19 protein-coding genes are annotated in these 20,341 nt (G+C 64.0%); 3 read left to right on the top strand and 16 right to left on the bottom strand.

Annotated features, from left to right (window positions below; translation table 11 throughout):
- Positions 1-82: 82 nt before the first annotated feature.
- Positions 83-1,390 carry a glycosyltransferase gene (locus HOP59_RS20185; protein WP_234255367.1) on the bottom strand — a complete coding sequence of 436 codons (1,308 nt, stop codon included), beginning with the start codon at positions 1,388-1,390 and terminating at the stop codon, positions 83-85.
- Positions 1,391-1,549: 159 nt separating this feature from the next.
- Here HOP59_RS20185 and HOP59_RS20180 point away from each other — a divergent pair, with 159 nt between their 5' ends.
- Entirely contained in the window at positions 1,550-3,292 is a 1,743-nt protein-coding gene (locus tag HOP59_RS20180; RefSeq protein ID WP_234255365.1) for a bifunctional diguanylate cyclase/phosphodiesterase, read from the top strand.
- A 56-nt stretch (positions 3,293-3,348) separates the two neighbouring features.
- Here the strand turns inward: HOP59_RS20180 and HOP59_RS20175 are convergent, their stop codons facing one another.
- Complete coding sequence (locus tag HOP59_RS20175) at positions 3,349-4,770, bottom strand: hypothetical protein (RefSeq protein WP_234255363.1); 1,422 nt, start codon at positions 4,768-4,770, stop codon at positions 3,349-3,351.
- Between the two features lie 176 nt (positions 4,771-4,946).
- Between HOP59_RS20175 and HOP59_RS20170 the strand changes: the two genes are divergently transcribed.
- Positions 4,947-5,612: an SDR family oxidoreductase gene (locus tag HOP59_RS20170; RefSeq protein ID WP_010626594.1), complete on the top strand. Its 666-nt coding sequence runs from the start codon at positions 4,947-4,949 to the stop codon at positions 5,610-5,612.
- A 111-nt stretch (positions 5,613-5,723) separates the two neighbouring features.
- The gene (locus tag HOP59_RS20165; protein WP_083861773.1) at positions 5,724-6,956 is read left to right on the top strand and encodes an MFS transporter; all 1,233 of its coding nucleotides are present in this window, start codon (positions 5,724-5,726) and stop codon (positions 6,954-6,956) included.
- Positions 6,957-6,962: 6 nt separating this feature from the next.
- On the opposite strand, the gene HOP59_RS20160 is transcribed toward HOP59_RS20165, so the two are convergent.
- The 14 genes from HOP59_RS20160 to HOP59_RS20095 all read right to left on the bottom strand — a co-directional run bounded on the left by HOP59_RS20160 (position 6,963) and on the right by HOP59_RS20095 (position 20,227).
- A complete protein-coding gene (locus HOP59_RS20160) occupies positions 6,963-7,595 on the bottom strand; it encodes a histidine phosphatase family protein (protein WP_234255361.1) in 633 nt (210 codons plus the stop codon).
- 22 nt (positions 7,596-7,617) lie between these two features.
- Positions 7,618-8,433: a phosphonate ABC transporter, permease protein PhnE gene (gene phnE / locus HOP59_RS20155; RefSeq protein ID WP_010626597.1), complete on the bottom strand. Its 816-nt coding sequence runs from the start codon at positions 8,431-8,433 to the stop codon at positions 7,618-7,620.
- Between the two features lie 52 nt (positions 8,434-8,485).
- Positions 8,486-9,295 carry a phosphonate ABC transporter, permease protein PhnE gene (gene phnE, locus HOP59_RS20150; RefSeq protein ID WP_234251273.1) on the bottom strand — a complete coding sequence of 270 codons (810 nt, stop codon included), beginning with the start codon at positions 9,293-9,295 and terminating at the stop codon, positions 8,486-8,488.
- Positions 9,292-10,125 carry a phosphonate ABC transporter ATP-binding protein gene (phnC, locus tag HOP59_RS20145; protein WP_010626599.1) on the bottom strand — a complete coding sequence of 278 codons (834 nt, stop codon included), beginning with the start codon at positions 10,123-10,125 and terminating at the stop codon, positions 9,292-9,294. Before phnC (HOP59_RS20145) ends, phnE (HOP59_RS20150) begins: the two co-directional genes overlap by 4 nt.
- Positions 10,126-10,217: 92 nt before the next feature.
- Entirely contained in the window at positions 10,218-11,183 is a 966-nt protein-coding gene (gene phnD / locus HOP59_RS20140) for a phosphate/phosphite/phosphonate ABC transporter substrate-binding protein (RefSeq protein ID WP_010626600.1), read from the bottom strand.
- 118 nt (positions 11,184-11,301) lie between these two features.
- On the bottom strand, positions 11,302-11,844 hold the full coding sequence (locus tag HOP59_RS20135) for a phosphatase PAP2 family protein (protein ID WP_010626601.1): 543 nt from the start codon (positions 11,842-11,844) through the stop codon (positions 11,302-11,304).
- Positions 11,816-12,979 carry a glycosyltransferase family 4 protein gene (locus HOP59_RS20130; RefSeq protein WP_234255359.1) on the bottom strand — a complete coding sequence of 388 codons (1,164 nt, stop codon included), beginning with the start codon at positions 12,977-12,979 and terminating at the stop codon, positions 11,816-11,818. Before HOP59_RS20130 ends, HOP59_RS20135 begins: the two co-directional genes overlap by 29 nt.
- A gap of 150 nt (positions 12,980-13,129) precedes the next feature.
- Entirely contained in the window at positions 13,130-13,771 is a 642-nt protein-coding gene (locus HOP59_RS20125) for a histidine phosphatase family protein (RefSeq protein ID WP_234255358.1), read from the bottom strand.
- Between the two features lie 28 nt (positions 13,772-13,799).
- On the bottom strand, positions 13,800-15,497 hold the full coding sequence (locus HOP59_RS20120; RefSeq protein WP_234255356.1) for an ABC transporter permease: 1,698 nt from the start codon (positions 15,495-15,497) through the stop codon (positions 13,800-13,802).
- Positions 15,497-16,462 carry an ABC transporter substrate-binding protein gene (locus HOP59_RS20115; protein WP_234255355.1) on the bottom strand — a complete coding sequence of 322 codons (966 nt, stop codon included), beginning with the start codon at positions 16,460-16,462 and terminating at the stop codon, positions 15,497-15,499. The genes HOP59_RS20120 and HOP59_RS20115 overlap by 1 nt, the downstream gene beginning before the upstream one ends.
- Before the next feature lie 5 nt (positions 16,463-16,467).
- Positions 16,468-17,607 carry an ABC transporter ATP-binding protein gene (locus HOP59_RS20110; protein WP_234255353.1) on the bottom strand — a complete coding sequence of 380 codons (1,140 nt, stop codon included), beginning with the start codon at positions 17,605-17,607 and terminating at the stop codon, positions 16,468-16,470.
- Between the two features lie 193 nt (positions 17,608-17,800).
- On the bottom strand, positions 17,801-18,601 hold the full coding sequence (phnE, locus tag HOP59_RS20105; protein ID WP_010626607.1) for a phosphonate ABC transporter, permease protein PhnE: 801 nt from the start codon (positions 18,599-18,601) through the stop codon (positions 17,801-17,803).
- Positions 18,558-19,361 (bottom strand): phosphonate ABC transporter ATP-binding protein, encoded by an 804-nt coding sequence (gene phnC / locus HOP59_RS20100; protein ID WP_234255351.1) that lies wholly within the window; start codon positions 19,359-19,361, stop codon positions 18,558-18,560. Before phnC (HOP59_RS20100) ends, phnE (HOP59_RS20105) begins: the two co-directional genes overlap by 44 nt.
- 11 nt (positions 19,362-19,372) lie before the next feature.
- Positions 19,373-20,227 carry a phosphate/phosphite/phosphonate ABC transporter substrate-binding protein gene (locus HOP59_RS20095; RefSeq protein WP_234255350.1) on the bottom strand — a complete coding sequence of 285 codons (855 nt, stop codon included), beginning with the start codon at positions 20,225-20,227 and terminating at the stop codon, positions 19,373-19,375.
- Between the last annotated feature and the right edge of the window lie 114 nt (positions 20,228-20,341).

The raw sequence follows: 20,341 nt of genomic DNA, 5'->3' as shown, positions 1-20,341 counted from the left end.
GCTAGGTCTCCCCGACGCTAACGACGTATGGTGACAGAGTGGTGACGCCCCCAGGACGGGCAAGATGTGAAGTTTGCCAAAGCTATCGGACTTCCTTCAGCATGACTTCGGCGTCTGCCTCTTTTTCTATGGCTTTGCAGATTGATGCCTCTATCGCAGACGATACCGTCTGTTGGGTACTGGAGGCCGTCAGCGTGGTGAGTGGCACCGCTCTGGCGTTACCGCTCCCTGCTATTTGCATCCCTGCTATTCGAGCATAAAGCCCGGCCAGTTCGGCGGCCTTGGCGTCCTCGTGCCAGCCTGCCGCATGGGTCATGGCACGCTGCGCCAGTTCGCCGCGCAGCGCTTCATCGCCGAGCAGTCGGTTCACCTTGGCGGCGAAGTCGTCGAGATCCTCGTCGGCAATCAGGCAACCCGCACCGTCAACCAGCACGTCGCGGGTGCCCATCATGGCGGTGGAGACGACTGGGGTACCCAGCGCCATGGCCTCCAGCAGCACCAACCCCTGGGTTTCGGTGCGTGAGGCGAAGATGAAGGCATCGGCCGCACGGTAGGCGGTCTGCAGCGGGCCGTTGCGCCCCAGGTAGCCAAGAAAGTGCACGGCGTACTCCATGCCGATCTGCCGTGCCCGGCGTGCCAAGGCCGCTCGGGCCGGTCCTTCGCCAGTAATGATCAGGCGCGTATCGGGATGCTCGGCCAGCACCCGGGGCAGCAGGTCGATCAGAAAGGCGATGTTTTTCTCGAAGGCGAGGCGTCCGACGAACAACAACAGCCGGGCGTTTTTCGGCAGATGGAAGCGGTCGCGGAAGTCATCGTCCTCGACGGAATGACGGAAGCGCTCCAGCGCCAACCCGGTGGGGATGACTGCCACGGGCGTTTTGACGCCATAGCGGAGGAGTGTGTCGTGCATGGCATGCGACGGTGCCACCAGCGCTGCCAGCCGGCGGCACTGCCACACCGAGAGGCGCCGGGCGAGGAAGCGCAGCCAACGGCTGGGTACGCCGCGAACATAGAGGGGGAGATACTCCTCGAACAGCGTGTGGTAGGTGGCCAGGGCCGGAATGCCCAGCCGCCTTGCCAGCGCCACGCCGGCATAGTGGGCGACGAAGGGAGTGTGAATGTGTACCAGGTCGAAGTGCTCTGCGGCGAGCCGCGGCGCCAGTCTCATCACCTCGCGATAGTGCATCATGCGATCTTCGGGGGAGCCAGGAACGCCGCGCGAGGAGATCCTCAGTACGTCCGGTTCATCCACTTGCCCCACGGGATAGCCGGGGCAGACCAGGGTGACGGAATGGCCGAGCCTTTGTAGCGCATCGCGGAAGCTGGCAATCGAGGTGGCGACACCGTTGATGCGGGGAAAGTAGACGTCGGAAAGCATCAATATGTTCATGGTTCGGCTCTGCATGGCAGGATGCCTCACCATCCTGCGTCGTCCGAGTGACGCCATGGTGACAGTGGAGGCTCGAGAAGGCGAAGCGCCACGCACCGCTGTCATGGTGCTGTCATCTAAACGTTGCAATCTCGCCCTGACACCATTTCAGGGCTGACCATGACGACCTCCGACATCGAGGAGAGCGAGCTCAGAGCGATCATAGAGGGCGAGCGGCTCACGCCATGCTTCCAACCCATTGTCGATGTCGCCAGGCAGTGCGTGCACGGCTACGAGGCGCTGATTCGCGGCCCCGAAGGCTCCAGGCTGCACTCTCCGTTGGTCCTGTTCGAGGTGGCCATTCAGTCGGGCCTGCTGGTAGAGCTCGATCTGCTGTGCCGCCGCCTGGCGATTGCCGCCTTCGTGCGGCTAGGCTTGCCCGGTAGGCTGTTCCTCAACGTGATGCCGTTGACCATCGTCGAGCGGGACTTCAGCGAGGGGTTGACCCTGGGCTATCTGCGCGACCATGGGCTGGCTCCCAATCGTGTCGTCATCGAACTCACCGAACATCTGCCGATCACCGATTACGTGCTGATGCGCCAAGCGGTGGAGCACTATCGCGACATGGGTTTTCAGGTTGCGCTGGACGACCTAGGGGCCGGCCATTCGAGTCTGCGCCACTGGGCCGAGCTGCGCCCCGACTTCGTCAAGCTCGACCGCCACTTCATCTCCGGCATCGATCAGGACCCCGACAAGCGGCAGTTCCTGCGCTCGATTCTCGATGTATCGCGCAGCCTCGGCTGCCAGCTGATAGCGGAAGGCGTGGAAACCGCCGAGGAGTACCGCTCGCTGTGGGAGCTGGATCGCAGCCTGTCGCTGCTGCAAGGCTACTACTTTGCCCGTCCCAGCCAGACCCCGTCGCGAGATATCGGCCGCTCACTGCCGGTCGGAGCCTCGGCCCGTCACGGACTGGTACGCAGCGCTCACACCATCATGAAGTCGCTGGCACCGATCGAACCGCAGATGCCTGTACTGGAGTTGAGCGGACGGTTTCGTGGCGAGCCGGGCCTGCGCTGTGTGGCGGTGGTGGAAAACGACAGGCCGGTCGGTGTGGTGCGGCGCAGCGAGTTTCTTACCCTGTTCACCAACCCCTACAGTCATGCCCTGTTCGCCAAGCGTCTGGTGCGGGACATGTGCGATTCACGCTTCGCCGTGGCCGTCGATGAAACGCCGCTGACCCTGCTCAGCCAGCAGCTCACCGACAGTGCGGATGTGCCCCAGGAGGATTTCGTCATCGTCGACGGCGAGGGCCGCTATCGCGGCATGGGTAATATCGTTGACCTGTTGCGCGAGATCACTGCCATTCAGGTGCGTCAGGCGCGCCATGCCAATCCGCTCACCGGTCTACCCGGGAACCTGATGATCAACGAGACGCTGAGCGAATGGCTGGAGCATGGCAAGGTCTTCACTGCCGTCTACTGCGATCTCGACAACTTCAAGGCCTATAACGACGCCTACGGCTATGCGCGGGGCGACCGGGTGATTCTGGCGCTGGCTCAGCTGCTCGATGAGCAGGTCGGCAAGACGGGGTTCATCGGTCACATCGGCGGTGATGACTTCATGCTGCTACTGGACGATGCCGGTTGGGAGGCGCGCTGTCACCGTATTCTGACAGCATTCGGCGCCATGGCGCCGGACTTCTACGATGCGGAGGATCGCCGAGCCGGCGGGGTACGGGTCGAGAGTCGGCAGGGCCGCGTGACGTTCTATCCCTTCGTCAGTCTGTCGCTGGCGGCAAGGCCGGTAAGTGATGGTCGCGGCTGTGACGTCCTGGCAATATCCGAAGATCTTTCGGAACTCAAGCAACAAGCCAAGCGACAAGCTGGCAACAGTCTGTTCATCGAGCGGCGCTGCCGGCACTGACGGCGGGCGTGTACCGGCCTCGCGGAGCGAGCGAGGCCGGTTGGCGGGATGCTGCGTTATTCGGCGCTGAGCGAGAGCGTGAAGCTTCCGCTCTCGCTGTTGCCGTAGGCCCGGGCAGTGGCGCGGTAGGTGCCCGTCTCCAGGTGAGTGGCGATGCGCGAGTTCATCCCATCGCCACCGTCATCGTCGCTCAGAAAGAGCCCTTCGCCCTCGAGTTCGAGATAGGCGTCGAAATCGTCGGAATGCAGGTCCAGACGATAGTTGCCGGCCTCCTCGATCACGATCTCATAGACGTTGCGTGCACCCGGCTCCAGCCACGCCTGCAGCGCGCGTCCGCTCTCCAGTTGCCCTTCACTAGCGAGTTCGTCGAGGGGGATGGCGGCCGCACGCAGCTCGAACAGGCCGCTGCCCTGGCCGCTGTGGCTGCGAGCCAGCACGGTGTACTCGCCGGCTTCCAGCGAGCGGATCAGCCGCGCGTTCAGCCCTTCGCCACCATCGTCATCGCTGGCAAAGACGCCATCGCCATGCAGCTCCAGAAAAGCATCGAAGTCGGCCGAGAGCATATCCAGCGTCACCATCGCCGGCGCCTCGAGAGTGAGCTGATACTCCAGGCCATTGCCGCTGAACCAGCCGAACAGCGGCTCGTCGATTGCCAGCTCACCGCTGTTGCGCAGCGTCTCATCGCTGGCCAGCTCATGGGGAGCCAGCTCCAGAGTATAGAGGCCGCTGTCCTGGCCGTAGGCGCTGCGCGCGGTGAGACGATACTCCCCGGGTTCGAGGAAATCGGCGATGCGGGCGTCCAGGTTTCCGGCGCTGTCGTCGTCCTCACGGCGATAGCCATTGGGGCCTTCGAGCACCAGGTAGGCGTCTACGTCGCTGGAGCGCATCTCGAACTGATAGAGGCCGCTCTCCTCGATGGTCACGCTAAAGGTGTCGCCACCGTCCTGCAGCCAGCCGTCGGCGCTGGAGGGCATGGCCAGCGTATCGCTGGTCGTCAGCTCCATCTCCCGGGTGGTGAGGGTGAAGGGGCCGTAGCTGTGCATGTCCTGACCGCTGACTACCACCACGTAGTCGCCGCCCTCGTCGATCCGGCGACGCAGAGAGGTTGCCGCCGAGACGTCGTAATACATGGGGCTCGCGCTGGTGGCGAGCAGCTGCAGCTCGGGATCGTAGAGCGAAAGCGTGCCGTGCAGAGGGCCGCCGAGCTCGATCTCGATCAGGGTTCCCTCTTCGACCGGTAGATGGAAACGCTCGAAGCGGCTGCCATCCTTGCCGTTGAGCTCGCTGGACGAGGTGAGTTCGCTGCGCAGTCGTTCGCCAAGTTGCAAGGCCGGTGTTGAGACGCTGTCGTCCGCTACGGCCTGATCGACGGTCGGGACGGGAGCGGTCGAGTTGCTCGGTACTTGCCAGCCAACGATCAAACCGATGGCGGCGCCGCCCAGGGCGGCAAGGGTAGTGGTGGAGGCGCGATTGGCCATGAAAGCGTCCTTGTTCGATGGCAAGCATCGGTAAGAGGGCCCGCGAGGGGTTACATTGCGTAACCATTATATGCCGGGTCTGCGTTGAGGGATATGTGCTGAATCGGCGCTTGCACTTCGCCAGGCGGCGACCACACTGGTGGCGTCATCACAACACGCAACGAAGGGGAGTCGGGATGTCTTCCACGGTTCTGATTACCGGTGCCAATCGCGGCATCGGCCTGGCGCTGGCGCGCCATTACAAGAAGGCGGGCTGGCGCGTGTACGGTGTCTGCCGCAGCACCTCACAGGAGCTCGACGAGCTGGCCGATCAGGTCATCGATGGGGTCGACGTGACCCGCACCGAGGACGTCGCACGGCTGGCCGAGGCGCTGGCGGGGCAGCGTCTGGACTTGCTGATCAACAACGCCGGCCTGCTGCGCGATGAGTCGCTGGGCTCGCTCGATTTCGACACCATTCGCGAACAGATGGAGGTCAACGCCTACGCTCCGCTGCGGGTGACCGAGGCGCTGCTCGACAATCTCGGGGCGGGCAGCAAGGTAGCCAACATCACCAGTCGCATGGGGTCGATCGCCGATAACGACTCCGGCGGCCGCTACGGCTACCGGGCTTCCAAGGCGGCGCTCAACGCCTTCGGCAAGTCGTTGGCCATGGATCTCAAGCCCCGCGGCATTGCGGTGGCCCAGCTGCATCCGGGGTACGTGCAGACCCGCATGGTCAATTTCGGCGGGCTGATAACCCCCGAGGAAGCGGCAGCCGGTATCGCCGCGCGCATCGAGGCGTTGACCCTGGAGAACAGCGGGGGGTTCTGGCACAGCAACGGCGAGGCGCTGCCCTGGTAGTCGGGCGTCGAGCGGTTGGCACGACGAAGGCAGTCTTCGTCAATAACGTTGGCTAAAGTCGAAAATTTGTGTGTAGGCTAACGGTTTTGCCTGTCATCACCGGAGCCTGCCATGCCTGCCTTATCTTCCGCCGCTACATCGCCACCCGGCCCCAGGGAAGGTTGGTGGGTATTGGCGGCGACGACCTGGGTGCAGGTGTTGTGCAGTGGCGGCATGCTGCTGGTGCCTACCTTGGCACCCCAGATCGCGGCGGCCTTTGGGGTAGCCACTAATCTGGTCGGCCTTCAGGTCAGCCTGCTGTATGGCGTGGCGATGCTGGCCTCGCTGCAGTCGGCGGTGGTGGCGCGGCGCCTGGGCGGCTGCCGGGCCAGCCAACTGGCGATGGCGCTGGTGATGGCGGGCTGCCTGATGGCGCTGCTCGGCACGCCGTTAGCGCTGCTGGCCACGACGCTGCTGCTGGGCCTGGCCTATGGCCTGACCAGTCCCGCGGCGGCGGAGCTGTTGACCCGCTTTACCCCCGCCGAGCGGCGAAATCTGGTCTACTCCATCAAGCAGACCGGCGTGCCCTTGGGCGGTGTGCTGGCCGGCCTGATGGCACCGCCGCTGGCAGCCATCTGGAACTGGCAGGCGGCCTTCCTGGCGGTCGGCACCGCCTGCCTTTTCACCTTGCTGCTGCTTCAGCTGCGACGCGCTTTCTGGGATGCGACGCGGGATGCCAGCGTGCGCATGCAGGGCGGCGGAAGCCTGACCGTGCTTCACCGCTCCCGGGCCATGCTATGGCTGGGTGCCGCCGGCTTCTGCCTGTCGGCGGCACAGCTTTCGCTGCTCAGCTTTGCGGTGGCTTACATGGTGGAGGAGCTGTTGCTGACTCTGGTGGCAGCAGGTGCCGTCATATCGATGGTGCACGTGGCGGGGGTAACCGGGCGCCTGCTCTGGGGCGCCCTGGCGGATCGCTTGAGGGCCAGTCTGCCGGTGCTTTTCGGCCTGGCAGCCGGCATCACCCTGGTGTTCCTGCTGCTGGCGCTACTGAGCGGCTCGCTTCCCATCTGGCTGACCATCGCTCTCATGGTGGTCGCCGGCGCCACGGCCGTGGGCTGGAACGGCGTCTACCTGGCCGAGGTGGCGCGGCGCTGCGAGCCGGGGGAAGTAGGCGAGGCTACCGCCGCCGTGCTAGTGCTGACCTATATGGGGGTGCTGGTGGGGCCGGCACTGTTCAGCCTGATCGTGTGGCAGAGCGATAGCTACGCCGTCGGGTTCCTGCTGCCGACGGCGACAGGCGCGCTGGCGGTGTTCTGCCTGCTGCGCTGTGCGCGCAGCAGCAGGGCGGTGGACGTCGATGGCTGAAGGGCGTTACCGCCCGATCCACTCCACCAGGCTGGTCTCGCCCAGCGCATGGCGCTCATGGCGAATACGGCAGCTAGCGGCATAGGGTAGGTCGAAGGCCAGGATGCGCGAGAGCGGCTGCTCGAGTACCTGGCGCAGTACGGCATTGGTCACGAACAGATGGCATACCACCAGCAAGTGGCTGCCAGTTGGCGTTTCCAGCAGCCCCTGCCAGGCCACGCCCACTCGCTTGTCGAAAGCCTCGACGCTTTCTCCACCAGGTGGCGACGTCTGGCTGGGGTCGGCCCACAGGGCGGCCTGGCGATCCGTCTCCTTTTCAAGGGCACGCACTTCGGCGTGGGTCTTGCCCTCCCAGTCTCCAAGGTCCATCTCGGCGAGTGCTGGCTCTATCGTCACCGGCAGGTCGTATTGCTCACCCAGCCATAGGGAGAACTCACGACAGCGGGAGAGCGGCGAGGTAACGATGGCGTCCCACGGCGGATTTCCATCGATCAGCAGGTCGTTGATGGCAGTCTGCATCTGCTGCCAGCCCCGTTCGCTCAAGGGATGGTCGGTGGTGCCGCGCAGCATGCGGCCGCCCACCGGCTCACCGTGACGAATTAGGTCGAGAGTGATCACCTCGGCATTGGTAAAGCGCATGGTCGGTTTCCTGTCGCGGCGGTCAGATGATGGCGTGGCGCACCCGGGCGGAGATCCACTCCGAGGCGAGTACGGTGACGAAGATCATCACGAAGATGACGCTGACCTGATTCCAGGCCAGGCTGTTGATGGCGGCGTTGAGCTGTAGCCCGATGCCGCCGGCGCCCACCAGGCCCAGCACCGTGGATTCCCGGATGTTGATGTCCCAACGATAGACGCTGATGCCGGCAAAGGCAGGCATGACCTGAGGCAGCACGCCGTAGCTCATCACCTGCATGCGTCCGGCGCCGGTGGCGCTGATCGCCTCGACCGGGGTGGGGTGGATCTCCTCGATGGCCTCGTAAAGCAGCTTGCCGATGAAACCGATGGAGCGCAGGGCGATGGCGATGATGCCGGCCAGCACCCCAGGACCGAGAATGGTCACCAGCAGCATGGCCCAGATCAGCGAGTTGATGGAGCGCGACGAGACGATGATCAGCAAGGCGGCGCTGCGCACCAGCGGGTGCGGTGAGGTGTTACGGGCCGCCAGGAAGGCCACCGGGAAGGCCATGGCGATGCCCAGCAGCGTACCCAGAGTGGCGATGTTTAGGGTATCCCACATCGGCTTCCACAGCCGGTGGGCGTAGCTCCACTGTGGCGGCAGCATGCGGCTGATGAGATCGCTGCCCTGGCGGCCGGCGTCCTCGACGAAGACCCACATGGTATTGTCGGAGATCACCTTCCAGCACAGCAAGAATAGGCAGGCGCCGGCCAGCCAGCCAAGATAGCCCAGCCACTGGGCGCGGGTGGTGCGCAGGTGCCAGATGGGCGTGCCCTGCGGAGTCGTCGAGACGGGCATGTGTCAATCCTTTCAGACAAAGACAATGGGCGGCGCGCACACCGCCATCGCATCATTGGGTCCAGCGGCGGATGTAGCTCGAGCTGTACTCACACAACAGCACGATGGCGATGATGATCAAGAGTATTGCCGCCGAGGTGTCGTACTCGTAGCGGCTGATCGAGGTATTGAGGGTGGCGCCGATGCCGCCCGCCCCGACGATGCCGATCACCGCCGATTCGCGAAAGTTGATGTCCAGGCGGTACATCGAGAGCCCGATCAGGCGCGGCATCACCTGGGGTTGTACGGCGTGGTTCATGGTCTGCCACCAGTTGGCCCCGGTGGCGCGAACCGCCTCGACCTGACGCCAGTCCAGATCCTCGATATCCTCGGCCAGCAGCTTGGCCATGAAACCGATGGTGGCGAAGGCCAGCGTGATCATGCCGGCCAGGGGGCCGAAGCCGAACATCACCACGAACAGAATGGCGATGATGATCTCCTGGAAGGTACGCGACACGGTGATGATGCCGCGGCACAGGTAGTAGATGGGCCAGGGTGCGATGTTGCGCGCAGCGCCAAGTCCCACCGGGATCGATAGGGCCACGCCGATCACCGTCGAGGTGACGGTCATGGTCAGGCTTTCGAGAATGCCATTGATGATGTCGCCGCGGCGGCTGATGAAATCAGGCTGGGTGAAAGCGGCCAGGAAGTTCAGCCCGCGACCGGCGCCCTCGGCGACCCGAGTCCAGTTGACCTCCACCGAGGCCAGTGCCAGTACCAGGTAGACGGCAAGGCCCACGACCAATCCCCAACGCAACTTGGGGTTCTCGATCAGCGGCAGCCGTCGCCACTGGCCTGCCTGGGCCTTTGCCTGGCGGCTCATGAGGCGCCACCACTGGCCAGCGTGAGTCGGGAAGCCGGTACCTCACGCGGCGGTGTGCTCTCGCCGATGTCGTCCTGAACTCGGGTATCCCACTCCTCCTCGCCATAGATGGTCGTGAGGGTCTCCGCGTCCAGCTCATTGGGCTTACCGTCGAAGACGATCTCGCCGGCACGCAGGCCAACGATGCGATCGGCGAACTGCTGGGCGAGAGCCACATCGTGAATGTTGATGATGGCGGCCAGATTGCGCTCGGCACACAGCTCGCGGATCAGGCGCATGATCTGACGCGAGGTCTTGGGGTCGAGGCTCGCAGTGGGCTCGTCCACCAGCAGCAGGCGCGGGCTCTGGATCAGGGCCCGGGCGATACCCACCCGCTGGCGCTGGCCACCGGAGAGTGCGTCGGCACGCTTGTCCATGGCGTGCGGCAGGCCGACCCGGTCGAGCAGGCGGAAGGCTTCGGCAATGTCTTCCTGTGGGTAGCGACGCGTGAAGCTGCGCCAGAAGCCGACGTAGCCGAGCCGTCCCGAGAGTACGTTCTCCATCACCGTGAGGCGATCCACCAGAGCGTACTCCTGGAAGATCATGGCCATGGAGCGGCGTGCCCGGCGCAGCGCCGCGCCGGAGAGTCGGGTCAGCTCGGTGTCCTCCAGGCGGATGCTGCCGCTGGTGGGTTCCACCAGACGATTGACGCAGCGAATCAGCGTGCTCTTGCCGGCTCCGGAGGGGCCGATCAGCGCCATGACCTGGCCGCGTGGCAGGGTCAGGTCGATGTCGGTCAGAGCGCGGTCCCCTGTGGGGTAGCGCTTGGTGACCTGGGATAGAGTCAGCATGGTGCAGCTCCCTTCTTTCATGCACGGAGCAGCCGGGGCGTTTCCCCGGCCGCTCTTGTGGTGTCAGGCTGCGGTGCGCAGCCGCTCCCGCATCAGTCGCAGTCGTAGGTGACGCCATTGGCGTCGGCGATGGTGCGGATCACCGACCAGTGCTCTTCATAGGTGATGGGAATGAACTGAGCTTCCCCGGAGTTGGCGAACTCGGCTTCCAGCGGCGTGCCGGACCAGTCGTAGCTGAAGAAGGCCTCCTGGATCTGCTCCTGGAGTTCCGGCTTCAGGTTGTGGGCAATGCCGTAGGCGGTGGTGGGGAAGGTCTCGGAGGTGTAGATGACCTCGTAGTCGCCTTCGTTGATCACACCGCGGGCCAGCATGCGGTGGGCGACCGAGTTGGCAATGGCGGCGGCGTCGTAGTCACGGTTGATCACGCCGAGGATGGAGTTGTCATGCGAGCCGGAGAAGGCGGTTTCGAAGTCTTCGTCGGCCTCCATGCCGTACTCGCTGCGCAGCAGTGCCGAGGGGGCGCGGAAACCAGAGTTTGAGGTGGGCGAGGTGAACGCCAACTGACGACCGGCCAGGTCCTGCATGCTTTCGATGCCGCTGTCCGGGTGGGTGATGATCTCCATCTCGTAGCCGTAGCTACCGTCCTCGGCGGCCATGATGGCGAAGGGACGGAAGCCGCCGCAGTTCACCGCCACCGGCACGCCGCCGGTGTTAAAGCCGGCCACGTGTAGACGGCCGGCACGCAGTGCCTCCTGCTGGGCGGCGTTGGACTGCACCGGGAAGAACTGCACCCGCTTGCCGGTCGCTTCGCCCAGGTGGTCGAGGAAGTCGGCCCAGACGTCGGCATAGACGGCCGGGTCTTCCACCGGGGTGTAGGCGAACACCAGCGTGCTGGGATCGACCCAGCGGGACTCATCGCTGGGGATATCGGCGACCATGTCGCCATCGGCATCGGTGTAGCGCGAGGAGAGGTCGGCGCTGGCCTGAAACGCCATGGTGGTCAGGACGCCGGCAACGGCGGTACGCAGCAGCAGAGGGGAGAAACGTTGGGACAGCATTGTCGATCACCTGTTTTGCGGAAAGGTAGCGAACTGTTACGGCTGCCATCCTGCTGTCTTGGCATTACGACTTGCGGTCCATCGCGTTACGGTTGGGTGACGTCCTCATGAATGCGACTCAACCCGCCAGATAGAGACTCGTCAGGCCGAAGGCATAGCCAATGGCAGCGCCGGCGGCGACATCGCTGAAGTAGTGCAGGCCCAGGCCGACCCGCGAGAGGGCGATCAGTGCCGCCAGCGGTACCAGCAATGGCAGCAGCCAGGGCGCATGGGCCGCCGTCATCACGCAGAACATCACCGCGTGCATGGTGTGCCCGCTGGGAAAGCTGTAGCGGTCGCGGGCCGGTTCGCCGCACTGGATCAGGTTGACGAAGGTGATGAAGGGGCGCTCCCGGCAGAGGCGCGTCTTGATCAGGCGATAGATCAGGATGGCGACGAGCCCTGTCACGGCGTACTGCAGGAAGAAGGCGAGCCCCGCCTCGGGCTGGAGCCACGGCTGGGCGGCGATCAATGCCACCCACAGTGGCCAGTCGCCCAGGCGGCTGGCCAGGCGCAGGGTGGCCAGCCAAGGCGTGTACAGGCTGAGGTTGGCGAAGCGCTGGCACAGCCGCCACTCCAACAGGTCGAGGCGATCAAATACGGCAGGGGCGCGTGGTCTCATGGTCTATCTCCCGGGCCTGTTGTAAGACGGACAAGAACTTGTCGGCAATGGCGGGCCAGCGGCAGGTCTGGCTGCGCAATTGCGCAGCACGGCCCATCTGAGCGTAGCGGGCGGGTTGCTGGCACAGCGCCACGGCGGCATCGCGAAACGCCTCGGCGTCGCCGGCGGTCACCGTCACGCCATTAACGCCGCTGTCGATCAGCTCGGCGGCGGCAGCGTGGCGATAGGCCACCACTGCCAGGCCGCTAGCCATGGCTTCCGGTACCACGTTGCCCCAGGTCTCGGAGAGCGAGGGGAACAGGAACATGTCGGCGCTGGCGTAGTGACGGGCCAGGTCTTCGGGTGAGATGAAGCCGGTGAAATGCACCTCCGGCAACGCCTTCTCCAGGGAGCGCCGTGCCGGGCCGTCGCCGACGATCACCTGCGCCATGTCGGGGCGGGCGCTGCGCATGACGTGGAGCGTTTCGCGCAGCAGCGTGAGATTCTTCTCGGCCGCAAGGCGGCCGACGTGCAGCGCCACCGGGCTGTGCTCATCGACCCCCCAGCTGCGGCGCAGCTCGGCGCAGCGTAGCCCGGGTGAGAAGCGCTCCTGGTCGATGCCGCGCCCCATCACTTCCAGACGCTCGAAGCCATGGCCGGCCAAGTCATTAGCCTGCTGTCGGGTGGGTACCAGGTTGGCCTGGCAGCCGTTGTGAAAGTGGCGCAGCCCACGCATCAGCAGCGGGGCGAGCCAGGGTACGCCGTAATCGCCGCAGTAATGATCGAAATTCGTATGCCAGCCGGCCACCAGCGGGATACCCAGGCGTTTGGCCGCATGCCGTGCCGACCAGCCCAGCGGCCCTTGCGTGGCCAGGTACACCACGTCGGGGCGCTGAACCTGCCACAGGCGCTGGATGCGGCGGCCGGCCGGCATGCCGATGCGCACGGCACGGTAGCCAGGAATCGCCATGCCTGGCACTCGCAGCTCGGCCTGCATGCCCGGGGTGAGTTCTGAAGCGCTACCGTTTGCCGGCTGCGGGCGGATGAGCTGCAGTGCCATGCCGCGCGCCTGCAGTTCGAGACTCAGCTGCGCCAGGGTGTGGGCGACGCCGTTGATTTCCGGTGCCCAGGTCTCACTGACAAGACATATTCGCATGGCATCCTCGCTGCCGGGGAGCTTGTTTCCGAGGATGCCCGTGTCATGTTACGACTAGGGGGCGCGTACATGATGAAACGGTGACAGTGCATATGGGGTTTGGCCGCGGGTCCCTCTGATTGGTGCGGGAGCGGCAGGAGAGACATCGCCTCACTTCATGTTGATTCCATGTTGTTCGATCACGCGTATTCCTTTTTGCCCAACCCATAATTTTATCCGGGCACAGTCGCCGACAGATGCTTCTCCGAGTCCCAGGATGTCGCGGAACAATAGACGAAATACGCCTCCATGAGTCACTAAGGCTATCTCTCCTTGCGCGCCGTCGGTAAATAGTCTTTCGAAAGCAGCCGTCACCCGCTGTCTGAAGTCGCGATAAGATTCTGCGCCCGTGACAGTGCCCGCCGGGTCTTTTAGCTTGGCGACTTCTTGTGGGTGATGCTGTAGCGCCTCATGCTTGGTCATGCCTGACAGGATGCCGTAACGATTGCATTCCCTGAACTCCGGGAGGACACCACGTGGCACGTCAAGACAATCCGCAATGATGTCTGCCGTTTCCAACGCGCGGTTGAGGGAGCTCGAGTAGACGATCTCCAATGGTGAATCTTGTAATGCCTGCGCTACGTTGCGGCTCTGCTCTTTACCGAGATCGGTCAGGTAGTCGTCGTAGGCGCCCCCAAATCTCTTCTCGATGTCTCCTGTCGTTTGGCCGTGACGGATCAGATACACGATTGAACTGCTCAATGGTTGCGGCATGACCATCCACTCCTGATAGCGAATCTTTTCTGTTGCCATGCCTCAGCGACCGGACCTGCCGCTCGCCTCAACCGGCAATCGGCAGACGCTTGCGGCTGAATACGGTCAGCGCCACCAGCAGCGCCGTGGTGGTGAAGATCGCCACGGCACTCATCGCCATGCCGACTCCAGGAGAGCCCTGCTCGAACTGACCGAAGACGAAGGTCGAGACCGTGCGCATGCCGGCGGGGGCCACCATCAGTGATGCGACCAGTTCACGTGACGCAATGGCGAAGACCAGTAGCATGGAGACGATCAAACTCGGTGCCAGGGCGGGCAGCAGGATGCGTCGGAAGGCGGTAAAGAAACCAGCGCCGCAGACACGCGCGGCGGCTTCCAGACTTTCGCCCATCTGGCGGAAGGCCGCCGAGGCGTAGCGCACCGGATAGGGAAGCAACAGGCAGGCGTAGGCGAGGAGCAGCATGGCACCGGTATTGTAGATCTGAATCGGCCACCAGGCTTGGTTCCAGGCCAGGATCAAGCCCACCGCGACCACGATGCCGGGCATGGTATTGGGCAGTAGCGAGAGCAGGTCGAGTAGGCCCTTGCCGCGCAGTTGTGCGCGTACCACCAGATAGCCGACGAGAGCCCCTAGTATGCCGGTGAGTATGGCGGCACCGATGGCCAGGCCCAGGCTGGTGGAAAGTGCCTGCAGCGCACCGCCGCGGTTGGCCAGCAATGCCTCGAAGTGGCGCAGTGAAACGTTCTCCAGGGTCAGTCCGCCGGAGAGGGTGCCGGTGAAGGCGGTGGCCAGCACGGCAAGGATCGGCACGCCCACCGAGATCAGTCCGACCAGTCCGAAGAGCGCCAGCACCGGCCAGCGCCAGAGTCCGAGCTCGATGCTTTCCGGGGCGGCAGGCTTGCCTGTCTGGCTGACGAAGGAGCGTCGTGTCACCAGCCAGTGCTGCAGGTAGAAGGCGGCCATGGCCAGCATCACCAGAAGCAGCGACAACACTGCCGCCCCTGGGATATCGATGGGCCAGTCGGAGAAGCGCTCATGAATGCCGGTGACCAGAACCTTGTAGCCAGCTTGCGCGCCCAGCGTCGCCGGTGTCCCGAATTCCTCGATGGTCAGGGCGAAAACCAGCAGCAGACTGGCCGCGATGCCAGGGGTGGATAGCGGCAGCGTGATGCGCCAGAAGGCGCGCCAGGGGCCGGCGCCGCTGACCCGGGCCGCGGCGGCATAGCGACCGCCGACACTCATCATGGTGCGCGACACGGCGAAGTAGACCACCGGAAAGACGTTGAGCACCATCACGAAGACGATGCCGGAGAACGAAAACAGAAATGCGCCACCGGAAAGCCCAGTGAGCTGCTCGGCATAGCCCCGAGGCTGCAGCGTCAGCATCCAGGAGAGTGCCGCGATATAGGGTGGGATCATGAAAGGAATCAGGAAGATCAGGTCCCAGGAGGCACCCCCGGGTACCCGGGTCAAAGCTCTCAGTGCACCCAGGGGAATGGCCAGCAGGGCGCAGACGACCACCACGGCTAGACCCAGGCGCAGGGTATTGCCCAGCAGCCCGAGCAGTGCCGGATCGGAGAGCAAGGGAACGAAAAGGGTGAAGGCACCGTTTAGCTCGCCACGCGACCAGCCGGGGAAGATGGCCTGCAGTAACACGTAGAGGAGCGGCAACCCCACCAGCAGCAACAGGGCCATCGCCGTCAGCAGCATGATGACGCCAGCCCCGTTGACCCGGGGCAGGCGCCAGGCAATACGCTCGGACATCAACTACCCGTGACCTCGCGGAAGCGCTGCAGGATGACGTCGCGCTGAGCATTCATCGCCTCGCTGTCCACGTCGATCAGGGTCAATTCCTCGAGCGTCGGACGCAGCGCCTCGATATCGCTGCGGGCCGGCATGAGATAGCTCTCGGCGACCCGCGCCTGCCCCTGTTCGGAGAGCACGAAGTCGATGAACCGCTCGGCCTCGTTGGGCATGCGGCTAGACGCGAGAATCATCATCGGTCGAGGGGCGATGACCGTGCCGCTGGTCGGAAAGATCACCTCAATGGCCTCACCATCGGCCTGCTGGCCAAGCGAGATGTAGTCTACCGCACCGAACACCACCGACTTGGCACCCTGCAGCACCGGATTGAGGGCGCGGGCATTGGGGCCGGGCACGATCATGCCGTTATCGGAGAGTTCTTCGACAAGCGACCAAGTGGCTTCATCGCCCATGGCAGTGAGCAGGCCTGTGATCAGTTCGAAAGCCGCTCCCGACTGGGCCGGGTCGGGCATGGTGACCTGATCGCGATAGGCTGCATCGGTGAGATCGCTCCAATCGCCTGGTTGAGGGACATCGCTGTCGCGATTCCACACGAGCGCCAGAGCCGAAACGCCCTGGGCGACGTAGTGTTCGGACTTGAGAAAGTCAGGTACCGTCTCGGCATTGGGCGAGAGGTAGGGGTGCAACAGGTTCTGCTCATGCAGCGATTTTGCACTGTCCCAGGAGGCGGAGATCACCACGTCCGCCAGCGGATTGGATTGCTCGGACTCCAGTCGTGCCATGACCTGGCCAGTGGTGCTCTGGAAGACGTTGACCTGGATACCCGTCTCCCTGGTGAAGTCGGCGGCAAGGTCTTCGATCAGCGCACCGGGCCCGGCGGAGTAGACGGTGAGCGCGCTCGCCGAGGCCAGGCTCGGAATGGCGATTAGGCAGACCCCCAAGGCAAGAGGTTTCAAAGGAAACATGGCGGTCATTCTCCTGAGTCATCGATTGAGTGGCGTAGGTCGGGTTTAGCCGGTACTGGAGTGGCCACGCCTGGGCGTGGTATGAGGTCGAGCAGGCTTGCGTTGGCATCCCACGCACGCAAAGCGCTGACATCGATGCCGACCCCTACCAGACAGCCGCGCTCAGGAGCATGAGGTGCATGCAGTTTGAGCGTGCGGCCGTCGGCCAGGGTGAGCTGAAGCGACAGGTGCTCGCCCTGGAATAGTCGACCGGTAATGCGTGCGCGAAGCAGGCCATCGTCGGGGGCGCAGAGGTGAAGGGCCCTGCGCGGCAGCAGCAGGCGAATCTCGCCTTGATGGCTGCAGGCCGCAGCGAGTGGCAGCCGGGTATCGGCGATCGCAAGGCCGTGGGCGTCGAGCTGAGCGTCGAGCAGGGTGCCGGCATCCACGAAATCGGCAATGGCTGGGGTGGCCGGGGTGTGGAAGAGCCTTTCGGGTGAGTCGACCTGCTGTAGGCGGCCCTGCTGCAGCACGGCGACCCGGTCGGCCAGAGCAAAGGCTTCGTGTTGATCATGGGTGACAAAGACGGCGGTCAGGCCGAGCTCCTCGATCAGGCTGCGGATCTCCAGCGCCAAGCTTTCGCGCAGGCCCTTGTCGAGATTGGAGAGCGGTTCGTCCATCAGCAGCAAGCGCGGTTTGGCCACGATGGCCCGGGCCAGCGCGACTCGCTGTTGCTGGCCACCCGAAAGCGCGCCGGGAGTGCGCTCGGCGAAATCGGCAAGTCCCACCAGCGCGAGTGCCCATTCCACCTGGGGGCGGCGGGCGTTGGCCTTCACCCCCTGCATTTCAAGCGGAAACGCCACGTTCTGGTACACGCTCATGTGTGGCCAGAGGGCGTAATCCTGAAAGACCATGCCCAGTCGGCGATCATCGGGACTCAGATGGCGGCCCGGTGCCGCAACGCATTCGCCGTCGAGATGAATCTCGCCTTCATTCGCCTCGGAGAGGCCGGCGATGCAACGTAGTAGTGTGGTCTTGCCGCAGCCGGAAGGGCCGAGCAGGGCAAGCACCTGGCCTCTGTGCAGCATGAGATCTATGCCATCGAGCGCCACGACTTGGCCGAAGCGCTTATGCAGGCGGTCGATCCGGAGCGCAGGGGTGGGCATGACGCAGCCTCTCTGAAAAAAGCCCAGATTAACGGGAAACGATGTCAGCGAGATGACAATGACCCTGAGCCCCGTCTTCCAGCGCCTCCGCGACGGGTTGAGGAAATCGCCAGGCTGCACCTGAGAGCAGGCTGCACCTGAGATAAAGGCCGCTCGAGGCGGCCAGCATCCGCTTGTGGGTACTTCCTCAGGATCAGATCACCCGTTTGCGGATCCAGGCGCTGATCTGCTCGACGCCGATCACGACCACGAGGATCGCGAGAATGACGGTCAGGGCTTGGTCGTAGCGGAACAGGTTCATCGAGGCCGAGAGCTCCACACCGATGCCCCCGGCGCCCACCAGTCCAAGCACCACGGCGCTGCGTACCGCTTTCTCCACCGAAAACAGGCTGGTGGCAACGAAGGAGGGAGTGCACTCCGGCAGGATGGCCCCGCATATCACGCCGCTACGCGAGGCGCCGGTGGCGGCCAGTGCCTGGCCCGGGCCAGGGTCGACTTCCTCGATACGCTCGGAGAAGAAGCGCGCACAGAAGCCGATGGTGTCCATGATGATGGCAAGAATACCCGCCAGGGGACCGAGCCCCACGGCCACCACGAATATCAGCGCCCATACCAGATCCGGCACGGTGCGCAGAGTCGCGACGATATTGCGTGAGATGACCCGGACGACAGGGTGCGGGCTGGTGTTGCGCGCACACAGCAGGGCCATTGGTAGGCTAAGGATGACCCCGAACACTACCCCGACGATAGCCATCTGGAAGGTCTCCAGCATGGCGGTGGCAATCACGTCCCAGCGCGAGAAATTCGGCGGCATCGCCTCGCCGAAGAAGGTGCCCAGGTTGGAGACGCCCCGGATCAGCCGCTCCGGATTGATATTGGCGCCTTGCAGGCCGGTCAGGAAGAAGGCAGCCAACCCGATCAGCAGAATAAAGGCAATGGCGGAAGGGCGCTCAAGCCTGGGCGGTGCGCTGTGTCGGGACGAAGGTACGGTCATCCGCTTCGGCCTCCTGCTGGTTGTCGATTTGATAGAGGGCCGTGATGTCGTTATCGCTGACAGCGCTGCTCGGCTGGTCGAAGGCCAGGTGGCCCTGCTTGAGCCCGATCAGTCGGTCGCCGAACTCGCGGGCGAGTTCGATTTGGTGCAGCACGCAGAGCACGGTCATGCCGCGCTCGCGTACCACCGACCACAGCAGTTCCATGACCTCGCGGCCGGCCTTGGGGTCGAGGCTTGCCACCGGCTCGTCGGCAAGCACGATCTCAGCGTCCTGCATCAGCATGCGGGCGATGGCTACGCGTTGTTGCTGTCCACCGGAGAGGGTGTCGGTGCGGCGCGCTGCTAGGTGGGCGAGACTGACTCGCTCCAGGGCTCCCATGGCTGCCATGCGCGACTCACGACTGGCGGTCAGCGCGTTGCTTGCGAGGATGCCGCGGTGACCCATCAGGCCGAACAGCACGTTCTGCAGTACCGAGAGGTTGCCAACCATGTTGAACTTCTGGAATACGCAGCCAATACGCTGACGCAGCGGGCGCAGCTGACGACGGGAGGCCCGGGTGAGGTCTACGCCATCCAGCTCGAGGCGCCCCGTCGTGGGGCGCTCGAGACCGGTCAGACACTTCATCAGAGTCGACTTGCCGCAGCCGTTGTGGCCGAGGATCACCACGCCCTCTCCGGGAGCCACCTCGAACGACAGTCCGTCGATGGCACGAGTGCCGTCCGGGTAGACCTTGGTCAGGTCGCTTACTGTCACTTGCATATGGCTCACACTCAGTCGTTGAGACCCAGCAGGGCGTAGGATTCGCGCACCACGTCGTACTCCGCGTCATTCACGCGAACCATTTCGGCGCCGATGTACTTGTCGCGCTCGCCTGGGGAGAGGATCGCCTGCAACAGGCCCACCGGGTCAGCCATGAAGGCCTCCCGGATTTCACTGACGCAGTCGGCGGATATATGCGGACCGGCCACTATGGGGTCGCCCGGCATATCCTGGCCACGCTCGATGATGCGATAACTATCCTCACCGTGGCGGGAGGCAAAGGGGGCAAAGTCGCGAACGCCGGTACCCACGGCATCTACTTCGCCGGAAGCCAAGGCCTGCATGCGAGCACCGTCGAGCAGCGAGATCTGCAAGTCGCGGTCAATGTCCAGGCCGGCTTTGTGCAGCATGTAGCTGGGCATGATATGGCCAGTAGTGGAACCATGATCCTTCATGGCCACATGCTTGCCGCGCAGATCCTCCAGCGATTCTATGCCGCTGTCGGAGGCGGCGATGAACACGGAGTAATATTCAGGTCGTACGATGGCGGTGATGGGCTGGACGCCATCGACACGCTCGGCCATCAGCACGTATTCCGAGGGGCCGGCCAGTACGATATCGACTTGCTCGAAGCGCAGGGCGTTGATAGCGGTAGTACGGTTGCCTACAGGGAAAAACTCTACATTGACGCTCAGGCGCGACTCAACTTCCTCGACGAAGTCGCTGAATGCGCGCTGGAGCTCCTCGGTGCCCTCTATACCTGTATCGGCGAAGCGCAGGGTGGCGGGGCAAGATTCTGCTGCTTGAGCCTGAGTGGCGGCGGCCATTAGGCCAAGGGCGGCAAAGGGGAGAACGAGCTTGAACATGAGTCACCTCGAATGGTTGGAATTGGGCATTTATTGGTGGCCCTACCCTGCCAATGCTCGATGACGAAATCGTTTCATTGAGATCACGTTCGTGTTACGTCGGCTGTTGCGAAA

This window comes from Billgrantia aerodenitrificans (assembly GCF_021404405.1).
GTDB classification, from domain to species: Bacteria; Pseudomonadota; Gammaproteobacteria; order Pseudomonadales; family Halomonadaceae; genus Halomonas; species Halomonas aerodenitrificans.
Note: the sequence above shows the minus strand (reverse complement) of the source record. Positions and strands in the feature narration are given on the sequence as shown.

Bases quoted from the DNA above. Each gene is read 5' to 3' on its own strand.
- HOP59_RS20185 (WP_234255367.1), bottom strand. From the start codon at position 1,390: ATGAACATATTGATGCTTTCCGACGTCTACTTTCCCCGCATCAACGGT.
- HOP59_RS20180 (WP_234255365.1), top strand. From the start codon at position 1,550: ATGACGACCTCCGACATCGAGGAGAGCGAGCTCAGAGCGATCATAGAG.
- HOP59_RS20175 (WP_234255363.1), bottom strand. From the start codon at position 4,770: ATGGCCAATCGCGCCTCCACCACTACCCTTGCCGCCCTGGGCGGCGCC.
- HOP59_RS20170 (WP_010626594.1), top strand. From the start codon at position 4,947: ATGTCTTCCACGGTTCTGATTACCGGTGCCAATCGCGGCATCGGCCTG.
- HOP59_RS20165 (WP_083861773.1), top strand. From the start codon at position 5,724: ATGCCTGCCTTATCTTCCGCCGCTACATCGCCACCCGGCCCCAGGGAA.
- HOP59_RS20160 (WP_234255361.1), bottom strand. From the start codon at position 7,595: ATGCGCTTTACCAATGCCGAGGTGATCACTCTCGACCTAATTCGTCAC.
- phnE (WP_010626597.1), bottom strand. From the start codon at position 8,433: ATGCCCGTCTCGACGACTCCGCAGGGCACGCCCATCTGGCACCTGCGC.
- phnE (WP_234251273.1), bottom strand. From the start codon at position 9,295: ATGAGCCGCCAGGCAAAGGCCCAGGCAGGCCAGTGGCGACGGCTGCCG.
- phnC (WP_010626599.1), bottom strand. From the start codon at position 10,125: ATGCTGACTCTATCCCAGGTCACCAAGCGCTACCCCACAGGGGACCGC.
- phnD (WP_010626600.1), bottom strand. From the start codon at position 11,183: ATGCTGTCCCAACGTTTCTCCCCTCTGCTGCTGCGTACCGCCGTTGCC.
- HOP59_RS20135 (WP_010626601.1), bottom strand. From the start codon at position 11,844: ATGAGACCACGCGCCCCTGCCGTATTTGATCGCCTCGACCTGTTGGAG.
- HOP59_RS20130 (WP_234255359.1), bottom strand. From the start codon at position 12,979: ATGCGAATATGTCTTGTCAGTGAGACCTGGGCACCGGAAATCAACGGC.
- HOP59_RS20125 (WP_234255358.1), bottom strand. From the start codon at position 13,771: ATGGCAACAGAAAAGATTCGCTATCAGGAGTGGATGGTCATGCCGCAA.
- HOP59_RS20120 (WP_234255356.1), bottom strand. From the start codon at position 15,497: ATGTCCGAGCGTATTGCCTGGCGCCTGCCCCGGGTCAACGGGGCTGGC.
- HOP59_RS20115 (WP_234255355.1), bottom strand. From the start codon at position 16,462: ATGTTTCCTTTGAAACCTCTTGCCTTGGGGGTCTGCCTAATCGCCATT.
- HOP59_RS20110 (WP_234255353.1), bottom strand. From the start codon at position 17,607: ATGCCCACCCCTGCGCTCCGGATCGACCGCCTGCATAAGCGCTTCGGC.
- phnE (WP_010626607.1), bottom strand. From the start codon at position 18,601: ATGACCGTACCTTCGTCCCGACACAGCGCACCGCCCAGGCTTGAGCGC.
- phnC (WP_234255351.1), bottom strand. From the start codon at position 19,361: ATGCAAGTGACAGTAAGCGACCTGACCAAGGTCTACCCGGACGGCACT.
- HOP59_RS20095 (WP_234255350.1), bottom strand. From the start codon at position 20,227: ATGTTCAAGCTCGTTCTCCCCTTTGCCGCCCTTGGCCTAATGGCCGCC.